At 67.7% G+C, this 12,593-nt stretch carries 16 protein-coding genes; 6 read left to right on the top strand and 10 right to left on the bottom strand.

Annotation, left to right across the window (positions count from 1 at the left end):
- The first annotated feature begins 163 nt into the window (after positions 1-163).
- Positions 164-487: a hypothetical protein gene (locus UC35_RS21960; protein WP_227820406.1), complete on the top strand. Its 324-nt coding sequence runs from the start codon at positions 164-166 to the stop codon at positions 485-487.
- A gap of 23 nt (positions 488-510) precedes the next feature.
- On the opposite strand, the gene UC35_RS21955 is transcribed toward UC35_RS21960, so the two are convergent.
- Genes UC35_RS21955 through guaB form a run of 6 tightly spaced genes read right to left on the bottom strand, consistent with a single transcriptional unit; the run spans position 511 to position 6,714 of the window.
- The gene (locus UC35_RS21955; RefSeq protein ID WP_061503430.1) at positions 511-1,425 is read right to left on the bottom strand and encodes an LD-carboxypeptidase; all 915 of its coding nucleotides are present in this window, start codon (positions 1,423-1,425) and stop codon (positions 511-513) included.
- On the bottom strand, positions 1,422-2,795 hold the full coding sequence (tadA, locus tag UC35_RS21950; protein ID WP_082793438.1) for a tRNA adenosine(34) deaminase TadA: 1,374 nt from the start codon (positions 2,793-2,795) through the stop codon (positions 1,422-1,424). Before tadA ends, UC35_RS21955 begins: the two co-directional genes overlap by 4 nt.
- Positions 2,792-2,995, bottom strand: coding sequence for a hypothetical protein (locus UC35_RS21945; RefSeq protein ID WP_061503429.1), 204 nt, complete (start codon positions 2,993-2,995; stop codon positions 2,792-2,794). The genes tadA and UC35_RS21945 overlap by 4 nt, the downstream gene beginning before the upstream one ends.
- A gap of 1 nt (position 2,996) precedes the next feature.
- A complete protein-coding gene (locus UC35_RS21940) occupies positions 2,997-3,614 on the bottom strand; it encodes an FMN-binding negative transcriptional regulator (protein ID WP_061503428.1) in 618 nt (205 codons plus the stop codon).
- A gap of 2 nt (positions 3,615-3,616) precedes the next feature.
- Positions 3,617-5,230, bottom strand: a complete 1,614-nt coding sequence (gene guaA / locus UC35_RS21935) for a glutamine-hydrolyzing GMP synthase (protein WP_061503427.1) — start codon at positions 5,228-5,230, stop codon at positions 3,617-3,619.
- Between the two features lie 14 nt (positions 5,231-5,244).
- Positions 5,245-6,714, bottom strand: a complete 1,470-nt coding sequence (gene guaB / locus UC35_RS21930; RefSeq protein WP_061503426.1) for an IMP dehydrogenase — start codon at positions 6,712-6,714, stop codon at positions 5,245-5,247.
- Here guaB and UC35_RS21925 point away from each other — a divergent pair.
- Entirely contained in the window at positions 6,713-7,393 is a 681-nt protein-coding gene (locus UC35_RS21925; protein ID WP_227820405.1) for a DUF4124 domain-containing protein, read from the top strand. The genes guaB and UC35_RS21925 overlap by 2 nt on opposite strands.
- Positions 7,394-7,422: 29 nt before the next feature.
- On the opposite strand, the gene UC35_RS21920 is transcribed toward UC35_RS21925, so the two are convergent.
- Together UC35_RS21920 and UC35_RS21915 are read right to left on the bottom strand one after the other, a co-directional pair.
- On the bottom strand, positions 7,423-7,734 hold the full coding sequence (locus UC35_RS21920; protein ID WP_061503424.1) for an RnfH family protein: 312 nt from the start codon (positions 7,732-7,734) through the stop codon (positions 7,423-7,425).
- A 12-nt stretch (positions 7,735-7,746) separates the two neighbouring features.
- Positions 7,747-8,187 (bottom strand): type II toxin-antitoxin system RatA family toxin, encoded by a 441-nt coding sequence (locus UC35_RS21915; RefSeq protein WP_061503423.1) that lies wholly within the window; start codon positions 8,185-8,187, stop codon positions 7,747-7,749.
- 59 nt (positions 8,188-8,246) lie between these two features.
- Between UC35_RS21915 and smpB the strand changes: the two genes are divergently transcribed.
- The 4 genes from smpB to UC35_RS21895 all read left to right on the top strand — a co-directional run bounded on the left by smpB (position 8,247) and on the right by UC35_RS21895 (position 10,592).
- Positions 8,247-8,720 carry an SsrA-binding protein SmpB gene (gene smpB, locus UC35_RS21910; protein WP_061503422.1) on the top strand — a complete coding sequence of 158 codons (474 nt, stop codon included), beginning with the start codon at positions 8,247-8,249 and terminating at the stop codon, positions 8,718-8,720.
- 76 nt (positions 8,721-8,796) lie between these two features.
- Positions 8,797-9,168 carry a hypothetical protein gene (locus tag UC35_RS21905; protein WP_061503421.1) on the top strand — a complete coding sequence of 124 codons (372 nt, stop codon included), beginning with the start codon at positions 8,797-8,799 and terminating at the stop codon, positions 9,166-9,168.
- 112 nt (positions 9,169-9,280) lie between these two features.
- Entirely contained in the window at positions 9,281-9,793 is a 513-nt protein-coding gene (locus UC35_RS21900; RefSeq protein ID WP_061503420.1) for a sigma-70 family RNA polymerase sigma factor, read from the top strand.
- Between the two features lie 7 nt (positions 9,794-9,800).
- Positions 9,801-10,592 (top strand): anti-sigma factor family protein, encoded by a 792-nt coding sequence (locus UC35_RS21895; RefSeq protein ID WP_061503419.1) that lies wholly within the window; start codon positions 9,801-9,803, stop codon positions 10,590-10,592.
- 8 nt (positions 10,593-10,600) lie between these two features.
- Here UC35_RS21895 and UC35_RS21890 read toward each other — a convergent pair whose 3' ends face one another.
- Together UC35_RS21890 and UC35_RS21885 are read right to left on the bottom strand one after the other, a co-directional pair.
- Entirely contained in the window at positions 10,601-11,674 is a 1,074-nt protein-coding gene (locus tag UC35_RS21890) for an enoyl-CoA hydratase/isomerase family protein (RefSeq protein ID WP_061503418.1), read from the bottom strand.
- Positions 11,671-12,588 carry a DMT family transporter gene (locus UC35_RS21885; RefSeq protein WP_061503417.1) on the bottom strand — a complete coding sequence of 306 codons (918 nt, stop codon included), beginning with the start codon at positions 12,586-12,588 and terminating at the stop codon, positions 11,671-11,673. Before UC35_RS21885 ends, UC35_RS21890 begins: the two co-directional genes overlap by 4 nt.
- Between the last annotated feature and the right edge of the window lie 5 nt (positions 12,589-12,593).

Genomic DNA, 12,593 nt, shown 5'->3' with positions numbered 1-12,593 from the left:
AAACCCTTTGCTAACAGCTAGTTACCAATTGTTTTTATACTAACTGTTGTTTTGCGTGATGCATTCGACACGCCTTGCTTGCCGTTTGCACAGCCAGCGAATAAATTTGTAAACAGCAGTCTGCAACTCTATTACTCACTCAATGGGCTGGTTCAAGAACCGTTTGAGAAACAGCATCTTCGGCATGCTGGGCAGTTCGCGGACGCCCTCGGACTCCGTGCTGCTGGACGGCGTCGAGGACATCCGCGAGTCCATGCTGGACGCATTGGGTGACCCCGGCCACAAGCAGTTCCCGCAGGTGATCCGGCGCATTCGCTATGCGGACGATATCCAGGCGTTGTGGTACCTGCGCGGCGACCTGATGGCTTCGCTGGCCGCGCTGCACGGTGAAGTGGCGGCGCGCCGGAAAATCGCCGGCATCACCGAACAGTTCCACGGCCTGCTGCCCAGCAACCAGATGTCGCGCCCCAGTCCGCTGGTGAACTAGGGCCTTCGGCGCCTTCCCGCCCTTCAGTGGCGGTGTCCCCAAAGCACGAACGCATCGCGGCCTTCGACCGCCAGGTGAACCTTTTCGCCCACCGGCAGGCAGACTTTGGTCGGAACGTGGCCAAACGGCAGGCCGGTGAAGACCGGCGCCTTGACTTGCGAGCGCAGCCAGTCGACCACCGTCTGGAAACGGTAGCCGCGGTCGTGGGGATAGAGCTTGTAGTTGTTGAAGTGCCCGAGCAGGATGGCCTTCTGCCGCGCGAGCACGCCGGCATGGAGAAGCTGGGCCAGCATTCGCTCGATCCGGTAGGGGTGTTCGGCGATGTCCTCCAGGAACAGGATGCCGCCGCGTGCCTGCGGCAGCCAGGGGGTGCCGACCAGGGAGGCGATCATCGCCAGGTTGCCGCCCCACAGCAGGCCCTGGATCTCGAACGGCTCCGCGCGCGCCTCGCTGCGCGGCAGTTGCCAGCCCGTGCCCTCGCCCTGCCCGCTCACCAGGTCCTCGAAGCAGGCCTGCATGATGTCGTCGGGTTCGCCCTCGACGCCAAAGTCCTCGCCGACGGCCGGGCCGGCCCAGGTGACCGCGCCGGTTTTGGCGAGCACCGCGTTCTGGAAGGCGGTGAAGTCGCTCAGGCCGACGAACACCATGCCGCGATCGATCGCCTTGGCGACCTGCTTGTAGGGAATGCCCGGCAGCAGGCGCGTGAGGCCGTAGCCGCCGCGCGTGGTGATGGCCACGTCGGCGCCGCTGGCGGTGGCGCGGGCGATGCCTGCCAGGCGCACCTCGTCGTCACCGGCGAAACGCATGCGCGTGGCAAATGCCGCTTCATCCAGTTCCACCTCGTGGCCCAGGGCCTTGAGGCGCTGCACGCCGCGGCGGATCACGGACTTGTCGCGAACGGCACTGGAAGGGGAAAAAACGTAGATCTTCTTTTTCACGGGCGGAAGTATCCCACCGCCGCGCGCGCGATCTGCTCGCCGTGCTCCTGCACGAAGTGCCCGGCCTGCTCCAGGACCATGGGCTCGGGGCATCCGCGAATCACCTGCCGCAAGGCCTGCATGACGGGCGCGCCCAGCACCGGGTCCTGCGCGCCGATGGCCATCAGGCTGCGGCCGCTCCAGTCCCTCTGCCAGAACTCGCGCGCCTGGCGCGACACCGCGGCGCCATCGGCTTGCGGCGACTCGGGCACCATGGGCGGGAAGGCGCGCAAGGCGGCGCGATGCCCGCGGTCCGGGAACGGCGCGTTGTAGGCGAGGCACTCGGCGGCGCTCATCTGCGGATTGCCGCGCCCGAACAGGCGCGCGACGTCGAATTCGGGGTTCTTGGCGCACATCTCACGCCAGGCCAGGAAGCCGGGACTGAGCGGCGCATCGCCCGTGCCCAGCGCCGTATTCATCACCAGCAGGCCGTGGTAGCGCGCCGGCGCCGCCATGGGCAGTGTCAGCCCCAGCAGCCCGCCCCAGTCCTGCACCACCAGCACCACATGGCGCAGGTCCAGCCGCTCCACGAACTCGAGCAGCACCTGCCGGTGCCAGCTGAAGGCGTGCGCCGCATCCTTCTTGGGTTTGTCGCTCTTGCCGAAACCGATCATGTCCGGGGCCACCACGCGATGTCCGGCTTCCGTGAAGACCGGGATCATCTTGCGGTACAGGTAGCTCCAGGCGGGGTTGCCGTGCAGGCACAGCCAGGTCAGGGGCGCATCGCGCGGACCTTCGTCCAGGTAGTGCATGCGCAGCCCGGCCAGCGCCGGCAGGTCGTTCAGGTAGCGGGCCTCCCAGGGGTATCCCGGCAAGCCGGCAAAGCGGTCCTCGGGGGTGCGCACCGCGTCTTCGCGCAGCGGCTGGCCCGTGGCTCGATCTTCCATGCGTCGTCCTTTGAAGAAATCGGCCAGCAGGCTGCCGCAGGCGTCGCCCATCACCCCGCCTTCGACCTCGGTGTGGTGGTTGAGCCGCCGCTGCGCGAACAGGTCCACCACCGAGCCGGCGGCGCCGGTCTTGGGGTCGGACGCGCCATACACCACGCGTGCGAGCCGTGCGTGCATCATCGCACCGGCGCACATCGCGCAGGGCTCAAGCGTCACGTAGAGCGTGCAGCCGTCGAGCCGGTAGTTGCCGATGGCGCGGGCGGCGGCGCGCAGCGCCACGATCTCGGCGTGCGCCGTGGGATCGCTGTCGCCGACGGGCGCGTTGCGGCCCGCCGCGATCACCTCGCCTTCCCGGACCAGCACGGCGCCCACGGGCACTTCGCCGGCTGCCGCGGCTTCCCGCGCCTGTTCCAGCGCGAGGGCCATGAAGGCCTGGTCGTTCACCTGCTGCCGTCGGGCCGCGCCTGCTGCACGGCTGCTTCGACCGCGCGCTGGACCTGCTGCACCTGTTGCATCGGTGCGGTTCCCGCAGGCGCCGACAAGGCAGCGGCCGACCCGGTTGCGGCTCCCAGTTGTTTCTTGACCAGCACGCCCACGACCGCCACCACGACCAAAAGGCCCAGTACCCCGAAAATCGTCCTCATGTCACCCTCCTAAGCCGAGCCGGTCCATCCAGTGCGCGAGTTCGCGCTCGTCCTCGCTGCCGGACCGGTAACCCGCCTTCAGCTTGGCATGCGACTCGGGCCGATGCTGGTTGATCTTGAGCTTGCACTGCCATTCGCGCACGCGCAACTCGAATCCCACGATGCCGGCCAGCATCTTGTGCGCGAATTCCTCGCCCAGGCCGCGCCATTGTTCAGCGTACGGCGGCTCGTGGTCGCCGATCAGCTTCTTGAGCAGGGCATCCTTGGCTTCCGGTGTCTCGACCAGCCGGGCCTCGACCTTGCAATGCACCGCGAGGTAGTTCCAGCTCGGCACCCGGGCCAGGTCCGGGTAGATCTTCGGGGACTGGTAGGCATGCGGCCCCATGAAGGCCACCACGGCGGTCGGCCGCGCCTGCAGGTAGCGCCAGTGCGGATTCGGCTTGGCGCAGTGCCCCCAGAGTACGAAGGGCTCGCCCTCGCCGTCCAGGTGCAGCGGGAGGTGGGTGATGAAGGGCAGCCCGTCGTCGTCGATGGAGACGAGGCTGGCGAACGGATGGGAGCGCATCAGCTGCGCCGCGACCTTCGCGTCCGTGGATTTGAAGTGCGGCGGCAGGTACATGCCTACTCCCACTCGATGGTTGCCGGCGGTTTGCTGGAGACGTCGTAGGTGACGCGGTTGATGCCGCGCACCTCATTGATGATGCGGCTGGACACCTTCTTGAGCAGCGCGTACGGCAGCTCGGCCCAGTCGGCGGTCATGAAGTCGCTGGTCTGCACCGCGCGCAGGGCCACCACGTAGTCGTAGGTGCGGCCATCGCCCATCACGCCCACGCTCTTGACCGGCAGGAACACGGTGAAGGCCTGGCTGGTCTGGTCGTACCAGCTCTTGCCGGTCTGCGGATCCTCGAAATTACGCAGTTCCTCGATGAAGATGGCATCGGCCCGGCGCAGCAGGTCGGCGTATTCCTTCTTCACTTCGCCCAGGATGCGCACGCCCAGGCCGGGGCCGGGGAACGGGTGGCGGTACACCATCTCGGGGGGCAGGCCCAAAGCCACGCCCAGTTCGCGCACTTCGTCCTTGAACAGGTCGCGCAGGGGCTCCAGCAGCTTCAGCCCGAGCTGCTCGGGCAAGCCGCCCACGTTGTGGTGGCTCTTGATCGTGACAGCCTTCTTGCTCTTGGCGCCGCCGGATTCGATCACATCCGGGTAGATGGTGCCCTGCGCCAGCCAGGCCACCTGGCGCGAGTGCGTCTGCTTGATCTTCGCGGCCTCGGCCTTGAAAACCTCGACGAATTCGCGGCCGATGATCTTGCGCTTGGCTTCGGGGTCGCTCACGCCCGCCAGCTGGCCCAGGAACAGCTCGCTCGCGTCCACCCGCACGACCTTGGCGTGCAGCTTGCCCGCGAACATGTCCATGACCATGTCCCCCTCGTTCAGGCGCAGCAGGCCGTGGTCCACGAAGACGCAGGTGAGCTGGTCGCCGATGGCGCGGTGGATCAGGGCCGCGGCCACGGAGGAGTCGACGCCGCCCGACAGGCCCAGGATCACTTCCTCGTCGCCGACCTGGCGGCGGATCGCTTGCACCGCCTCCTCAATGTGGTCGCGCATGATCCAGTCCGGCTGCGCCTGGCAGATGCCCAGCACGAAGCGCTCGAGAATCGCGCGGCCCTGCGAGGTGTGCGTGACTTCAGGGTGGAACTGCACGCCGTAGATGCGCCGTTCGTCGTCGGCCATGCCGGCGATCGGGCACGAGGGCGTGGAGGCCATCAACTTGAAGCCGGCCGGCATCTCGGTGACCTTGTCGCCGTGGCTCATCCACACGTGCAGCATGCCGTGGCCCTCGGCCGTGACGTAGTCCTGGATGCCATCCAGCAGCCTCGTGTGGCCGCGCGCCCGCACTTCGGCGTAGCCGAACTCGCGTTTCTGGCTGCTGTCGACCTTGCCGCCGAGCGCCTCGGCGATGGCGTACATGCCGAAGCAGATGCCCAGCACCGGGATGCCGAGCTCGAACACCGCGCGCGGCGCGCGCAGGGTCTCGTCTTCCCACAGGCTGGCGTGGCTGCCCGAAAGGATCACGCCTTTGAGCCGGCCGTCCGCGGCGAAGGAGCGCACCCAGTCGTCGCCCACGTCGCAGGGATGGACTTCGCAGTACACATGCGCCTCGCGCACGCGGCGCGCGATCAGCTGCGTGACCTGCGAGCCGAAATCGAGAATAAGGATCTTGTCGTGTTGCATCGAGACCGGCCCGCTCATTCCGCGCGGTAGTTGGGCGCTTCCTTGGTGATCTGCACGTCGTGCACGTGGCTCTCGCGCATCCCGGCTGCGGTGATCTGGACGAATTCGGCGGTGCTGCGCATGTCCTCGATGGTGGCGCAGCCGCAGTAGCCCATGGCCGCGCGCACGCCGCCGGCCAGCTGGAAGACGATGGTGACCAGCGAGCCCTTGTACGGCACGCGGCCTTCGATGCCCTCGGGCACCAGTTTGTCGGCGTTCGGGTTGCCGCTGGTCGCTTCCTGGAAGTAGCGGTCGGCGCTGCCCTGCTGCATGGCGCCGATCGAGCCCATGCCGCGGTAGCTCTTGTAGCTGCGGCCCTGGTACAGGACGATCTCGCCCGGCGCCTCCTCGGTGCCGGCGAACATGCCGCCCATCATGACGGTGCTCGCGCCGGCGGCAATCGCCTTGGCGATGTCGCCCGAGTAGCGGACGCCGCCGTCGGCGATCAGCGGCACGCCCGTGCCGGCCAGCGCCGTGGCGACGTTGTCGATGGCGGTGACCTGCGGCACGCCAACGCCGGCGACGATGCGGGTGGTGCAGATGGAGCCGGGGCCGATCCCGACCTTGACCGCGTCGGCACCGGCCTCGACCAGCGCCCGCGCGGCCCCGCCGGTGGCGATGTTGCCGCCGATCACGTCGACGTCCGGATAGTTGCGCTTGACCCAGCGCACGCGCTCGATCACGCCCTTGCTGTGGCCATGGGCGGTGTCGACCACGATGGCGTCGACGCCGGCCTTGACCAAGGCCTCGACACGCTCCTCGGTGCCCTCGCCCACGCCTACCGCGGCGCCCACGCGCAGGCGTCCGGCTGCATCGCGGGCGGCATTGGGAAAGCTGGTCTGCTTGGTGATGTCCTTGACCGTGATCAGGCCCTTCAGCTCGAAGGCGTCGTTGATCACCAGCAGGCGTTCCAGCTTGTGCTTGTTCAGGAGCGCCTTGGCCTCGGCCGGACTGGTGCCCTCGCGCACCGTGACCAGCTTCTCGCGCGGCGTCATGATCTGGCTGACGGGCACCTCGTAGCGGGTTTCGAAGCGCAGGTCGCGGCCGGTGACGATGCCGACGACCTTGCCGGCGTCGATCACCGGAAAGCCCGAAATGCCCAGTTGTTCCGACAGGTCCAACACCTGGCGCACGGAATGCGAGGGGGTGATGACGACCGGGTCGCGCAGCACACCGGACTCATAGCGCTTCACGCGCGCCACTTCGGCGGCCTGCTGCTTGGCGGTGAGGTTCTTGTGGACGATGCCCATGCCGCCTTCCTGGGCGATGGCGATCGCCAGGCGCGCCTCGGTGACCGTGTCCATGGCCGCGGACACCAAAGGAAGGTTCAGCGAGATGTTTCTGGACAGGCGGGTCGCGAGGGAGGTGTCCTTGGGAAGGACCTGGGAGAACGCCGGCACCAGCAACACATCGTCGAAGGTGAGCGCTTTTCCTAATAGGCGCATGTCAGAGCTCCAAAAAAACGATTGTACTCGTGGCCCTTCGGTCCGCTTTTTCTGCGCCCGCAATCCACGGGCCGTGGCGTACATCGCACACCTCGCACCGGCCGGTGCTGGCGTTCGGCGATATGGCAGAGCTAAACTGCCGCACATGAATCAGTTGATCCGTGCCACGGTCATTGGAATGGCCTGCGTATTCGCGCCTGTTTGCTTCGGCCAGTGGATGTGGGTAGACAAGAGCGGCCGCAAGGTGTTCAGCGACCAGCCACCCGGCGCCGAAGTGCCGGCCGACAAGATCCTCAAGCGGCCCGGCGGCCGCCCTCCGGAATCCGCGGCCGTCCCGGCGTCCGCGCAGGCCGCCAGCGCTCCCAGCGGCGCGAGCACCGCCAGCGCCGCGGCGAGCGCCCCCCAACTGACCGGCAAGGACAAGGATCTCGAGGAAAAGCGCAAACAGGCGCTGGCCGCCGAGGCCGAAAAGAAGAAGGCCAAAGAGGAGGAGCACGCCAAGGCACGCGCCGACAATTGCGAGCGTGCCAAACAAGGCAAGCAGACCCTCGACTCGGGCGTGCGCCTGACGCAGACGAACAGCAAGGGCGAACGCGAGTTCATGGACGACACCCAGCGCGCGGCCGAAGTCAAGCGCCTGGACGGCATCATCGCCCGCGATTGCAAGGCGCCTGGCTGAAGCCAGCGCCTTTCTGGCAAGCGCTGTTCCTACTTTTTCTTTCGGGCGAACAGGCCCGCCGCCCGCGCGCCCTGCTTGCGGAACCGCTCCCGGCGGGCAAGCTTCGGATCGACCAGCAGCGGGCGGTAGACCTCGATGCGGTCATCTTCGCGCAGCGGCTGCGCCAGGGAAGCCTTCCGGCCCCAGACGCCCAGGGCCGCCGCTTTCCAATCGACGTCCGGAAACTCGATACCCAACCCACTGGCCTGCAGCGCCATCGACACGGTGGCCTGTGCCGGGACCTCCAGCAGCCATTCGCGCACCTCGCGCGGCGCGGGGGAATAGACCACGGTCACGCGCATCGCACCGGACGCCTAGCCATAGACCTGCTCGGCGCGCTTGACGAAGGCATCGACCAGGCTGGCGGCGATCTTGTCGAACACCGGGGCGATCAACTTGCCCAGCGTCACATGCTCGAAGCCGTAGTTCAGCTGCAGTTCCACCTTGCAGGCTCGCTCGGTTCCGTCGCCCAAGGGGATGAACTTCCACTGGCCGTCCAGGCGCGAAAACGGACCATCGAGCAGTTTCATCCGCACCTCGCGGTCCGGCACGTGGTCGTTACGCGTCGTGAAGGTCTGGCGGATGCCGCTGAAGGCGATGCCCACCTCCGCCACCATCCCGGAGTCGTCGGTGCTGATCACCGTCGCGTGGTCGCACCACGGCAGGAACTCGGGATACCGGGCCACATCGGTGACCAGGGTGTACATCTCCCCCGCGCTGTACCAGATCAGGACGGACTTATTGATGGTTTTCATGGAGAATGCTGGACCCCGCGGCATTGTAGTGACGGGGTCCTGCCCCCATCTGTCAGTCCATGTCCAAGAAGCCCGAAAGCCCGAGCCGCATCGCCGAGAACAAGAAAGCGGCCTACAACTACTTCTTCGAGGAGAAGTACGAGGCCGGCGTGGTGCTGCAAGGCTGGGAGGTGAAGGCGGTGCGCGAAGGCAAGGTCCAGCTCACCGATGGCTACGTGGTGATCAAGGACGGCGAGCTCTTCGTCATCGGCTGCCAGATCAACCCGCTTAAGACCGCTTCGACACACGTGACGGCCGATGCCTTGCGGACCAAAAAGCTGCTCATGCACAAGGATGAGATCAGGCGCCTGATGGGGAAGGTCGAGCGCAAGGGATACACCTTGGTGCCTTTGAATTTGCACTGGAAGTCCGGCCGCGTGAAGTGCGAGATCGCCCTGGCCAAGGGCAAGGCCGAGCATGACAAGCGTGACGTGATCAAGGACCGCGAGGGCAAGCGCGAGGTCGAGCGGGCCATGAAATCGCGGCACCGCTGAAGATTTTTTTTCTCCGCGCTGGAATAAACCGCCGGCTGCAGGTGTTCATCCGGGCATGACAACCTGGAAAGAACCCATGAAAAAGCTGATTCCCCTGATCGCCGCGGCCGCGCTGGTGGCCTGCGCCTCGATGTCGGCCGCGCAGCCCGCCAAGGCGACCGACGGCGCGTTGACCGGCGCCAACGGCATGACGCTGTACACCTTCGACCGCGACGCGGCGGGCAGCGGCAAATCGGTGTGCAACGGCCCCTGCGCCGCCAACTGGCCGCCGCTGATGGCCTCGGCCACCGATTCGGCCAGCGGCGACTACAGCGTGGTCACCCGCGACGACGGTTCCAAGCAATGGGCCTACAAGGGCAAACCGCTGTACTTCTGGGCCAAGGACGCCAAGCCGGGCGACAAGACCGGCGACGGCTTCAACAACGTCTGGAAAGTGGCGCGTCCCTGAACCTTTGAAACGGCGCGGGACCTGATGGGCGACCGGGCCCGCCGCCATGGCGAGGCACGGGCAGGTACCATGCTGCAGCCCATCAACGCGCTGTCCCCAGGACTGGTCTGAATTGAACCGCCAACTGCTCGTCGAACAAATGCCCGGCCTGCGCCGCTATGCGCGCGCGCTGGCCGGCGATGCCTGGGCGGCGGACGACCTGGTGCAGGACACGCTGGAGCGGGCCTGCACCAAGTGGCAGCTGTGGGTGGTCGGCACCGATCTGCGCGCCTGGCTGTTCACGGTGATGCACAACCTGTATTTGAACCAGCGGCGCGGCGCGGCGGCCCACCTGGCCGCGGTCAGCATCGACGAGGCCGAGATGGAGCTTCCGGCCGCCGCGGCGGCTTGCGACGAGGCGCTGGACCTGGATCGCTGCCTGAAGCGACTGCCGGCCGAGCAGCGCGCGGTGCTGCTGCTGGTCACGCTGGAAGACATGAGCTATGAGGACACGGCCAAGGTGCTGAGCATCCCGGTGGGAACGGTGATGTCGCGCCTGTCGCGGGCGCGCTCGCGGCTGCGCGAGCTGATGGATGGGGCACCGCCGCGACAGCAGCCCAGTGTGCCGCTGCGGCGCTTGAAGTGACTGAGACATGACTATCCCTGAAGACGAACTGCACGCCCTGGTCGACGGACGGCTGCCGCCCGAAGCGGCCGCGGCCCTGCAGGCCCGGGTGGACGCCGACCCGGAAGCGGCAGCGACGGTCGCCGTCTGGCGCAGGCAGCGCGAGGCCTTGCGGCAGATGCATCGCGGTCTGCTGGAAGAACCGCTGCCGGCGGGCCTGGCGGCTGCGGCCCAGCAGACGGCCGAACTGCACCGCCAGGGCGGTCAGTGGTGGCGCTGGGGCGGCATGGCGGCCTCGGTGGCCCTGGCCTTCGCCCTCGGCTGGCTGGCGCACGGCCAGTGGCCGGGCAGCGCATCGACGCTGGCATCCAACGGCACCGCCGGCGGGTTCGCGCGCCAGGCGGCGGTGGCCCACGTGGTCTACATGCCCGAGGTGCGGCACCCGGTCGAAGTGACGGCGGCCCAGCAGGACCACCTGGTGCAGTGGCTGTCCAAGCGCCTGGGGCGGCCGCTGAAGGTGCCGCAGCTGGGCGCCCAGGGCTATGAGTTGGTCGGTGGCCGCCTGCTGCCCGGCGAGGAAGGCGCGCGCGCCCAGTTCATGTTCCAGAACGCCAGCGGCGAACGGGTGACGCTGTACATCGGCGCGGTGAAGGATGCCGGGACGGCGGCCAGCAACAAGGAAACCGCGTTCCGCTTCACCGACCAGGGGCCGGTGCCAGGCTTTTACTGGGTGGACCAGGGCTTCGGCTATGCGCTGGCCGGCAAGCTGCCGCGCCAGGTCCTGCTCGAGCTGGCCACCGCGGTGCACCAGCAGCTCTGAGGCAAATCCTAAATCAGGTCGCGCAGCGGGTGCGCGTGGGCCGGCCAGGGGCTGTCGAAGAAGGGCTCGACCATCGCGGGCGTGACCTCCTCGATGCGCACGGGATTCCAGCGCGGGCTGTGGTCCTTGTCCACCACGAGCGCCCGGATGCCTTCGAAGGTCTCGCTGGCGGCGCCAGGCCGCAGGTGGAAGCAGCGGCGCACGATGTCGCGCTCCATGCGCAGGTCGTCCGCCAGTGTCATGCTGCGGGCCCGCCGCAGGTGCTCCAGCGTCACGTGCAGCATCAGCGGCGAGCGCTTGCGCAGCAGCGCGGCGGTCTCGCGCGCAAATTCGCTGCCCTCGGATTCCAGGGCCGCGACGATGTCAGAGACTGTGGGCAGCGCAAAGAAGCGATCGATGGCGGCCTGGTGCGAGCGCAGCGGGCTCTCCTCCTGGGGCGCCCGCGGCCAGTCCGGCGCCGACGCGCCTTCGGCGATGGCATCCCACAGGGCCGGCAGTCCCGTGGACGGCACCACCGCATCCGCCAACCCGGCGGCCACGGCATCCGAACCGCCGATGACATGCCCCGTCAGTGCGAGGTACTCGCCGAGATGGCCCGGACAGCGTGCCAGGAACCAGCCGCCACCCACGTCGGGGAACAGACCGATGTTGGTCTCGGGCATCGCCATCTTCGTACGCTCCGTCGCGATGCGCATCGTGGCGCCGGTGCGACCGTGGCCGGAAATGCCCATGCCCCCGCCCATCACGATGCCGTCCATGAACACGGCGTAAGGCTTGGGGAAGGTGTGGACCAGGTGGTTGAGCGCGTATTCCTCGGTGAAGAAATCCTCCAGCTCCGGGTTGCCGGCCAGCACCGCCTGATGGAAGAAGCGGAGATCGCCGCCCGCGCTGAAAGCACCGAACCGGCCCTCACGCCCCTGGCCGCGGATCGCCACGAACTCGACCCGGTCGTCGTCGCGCCAGGTCCGCAGCGCCTGGGCCAGTTCGCGGATCATGCCCAGCGTCAGCGCGTTGAGCGCCTTGGGCCGATTGAGCGTGAGCAGCCCGGCGCGACCCCGGACTTCCGCGATGACATCACTCATGGATTTCTTTTCCATCCCATCAATTCGTTGAACACCAGCGCCCCGATCACCAGCACACCACCCACCAGCACGGTGCCGGTCGGCGCCTCGCCCGCACCCCACCAGGCCAGCACGATGCCGAAGATCACTTCAAGCAGGGCCAGCAAGGCGATTTCGGGCGCCTTCAGCACGCGGGCGCAAAGGACGGCCAGGCTGCAGGGAATCGCCAGCTGCACCAGCCCCAGCAAGGCCAGCAGCCCCAGGTCATGGGCCGACGCCTCGAACGGCATGGCCAGCGGCAGCGAGGCCAGCGAGGAGATCACGGCGCCCACCAGCACCGCCGGCACCAGGTCGATGTCGTGGCCCTGCGCGTGCGAATGCTGGGTCAGCGTCCAGTTCACCGCGCTGGCCAGCGGCACCAGCATCGCCACCAGGCTGCCGGTCAGGCCCCCTTCGGCCAGCTGGTTGCCGTACATGTAGGCGATCCCGCATCCGGCCGCCGCGATGGCCACCGCCGTGCGGGCGGCGATGCGATGGCCGATGAAAATCCGCGCGATCACCGCGGTCAGCAGCGGCCCGGCCGCCATGGTCACCAGCACGTTGGCAACGCTCGTCAGCGTCAGCGCCACCATGAAGGCGGTGAACATGCAGGCCCAGCACAGGCCGGAAATCCAGAAGGGGGTGCCGCCCCGGATGACCTTGCGGAAGACCGCGCGGCCCTGGACGGCCGGCAGGATGGCCAGCAGCGACAGCGCCGTGAAGAAGCTGCGCCAGAAGGTCACTTCAAAGCTGCGCGCGTGCTCCAGGTGGCGCGTGACCACCCCGGCGATGGACCACATCAGGGTCACGGCGACCATGAGCGCCACGGCCTGGCCGTGGCTCAGCGACGCGCGACCGGCCCGCGACGCCGCCGGCGAATCGAAGCGTGACGACATCCCGC

Origin of the sequence: Ramlibacter tataouinensis, assembly GCF_001580455.1 — a bacterium.
GTDB classification, from domain to species: domain Bacteria; phylum Pseudomonadota; class Gammaproteobacteria; order Burkholderiales; family Burkholderiaceae_C; genus Ramlibacter; species Ramlibacter tataouinensis_B.
Note: the sequence above shows the minus strand (reverse complement) of the source record. Positions and strands in the feature narration are given on the sequence as shown.

Excerpts from the sequence above, each read along its gene's own strand:
- UC35_RS21945 (WP_061503429.1), bottom strand. The coding sequence starts at position 2,995 with ATGAGGACGATTTTCGGGGTACTGGGCCTTTTGGTCGTGGTGGCGGTC.
- UC35_RS21940 (WP_061503428.1), bottom strand. The coding sequence starts at position 3,614 with ATGTACCTGCCGCCGCACTTCAAATCCACGGACGCGAAGGTCGCGGCG.
- guaA (WP_061503427.1), bottom strand. The coding sequence starts at position 5,230 with ATGCAACACGACAAGATCCTTATTCTCGATTTCGGCTCGCAGGTCACG.
- UC35_RS21925 (WP_227820405.1), top strand. The coding sequence starts at position 6,713 with ATGTCAGAGCTCCAAAAAAACGATTGTACTCGTGGCCCTTCGGTCCGC.
- guaB (WP_061503426.1), bottom strand. The coding sequence starts at position 6,714 with ATGCGCCTATTAGGAAAAGCGCTCACCTTCGACGATGTGTTGCTGGTG.
- UC35_RS21920 (WP_061503424.1), bottom strand. The coding sequence starts at position 7,734 with ATGCGCGTGACCGTGGTCTATTCCCCCGCGCCGCGCGAGGTGCGCGAA.
- UC35_RS21915 (WP_061503423.1), bottom strand. The coding sequence starts at position 8,187 with ATGAAAACCATCAATAAGTCCGTCCTGATCTGGTACAGCGCGGGGGAG.
- smpB (WP_061503422.1), top strand. The coding sequence starts at position 8,247 with ATGTCCAAGAAGCCCGAAAGCCCGAGCCGCATCGCCGAGAACAAGAAA.
- UC35_RS21905 (WP_061503421.1), top strand. The coding sequence starts at position 8,797 with ATGAAAAAGCTGATTCCCCTGATCGCCGCGGCCGCGCTGGTGGCCTGC.
- UC35_RS21895 (WP_061503419.1), top strand. The coding sequence starts at position 9,801 with ATGACTATCCCTGAAGACGAACTGCACGCCCTGGTCGACGGACGGCTG.
- UC35_RS21890 (WP_061503418.1), bottom strand. The coding sequence starts at position 11,674 with ATGAGTGATGTCATCGCGGAAGTCCGGGGTCGCGCCGGGCTGCTCACG.
- UC35_RS21885 (WP_061503417.1), bottom strand. The coding sequence starts at position 12,588 with ATGTCGTCACGCTTCGATTCGCCGGCGGCGTCGCGGGCCGGTCGCGCG.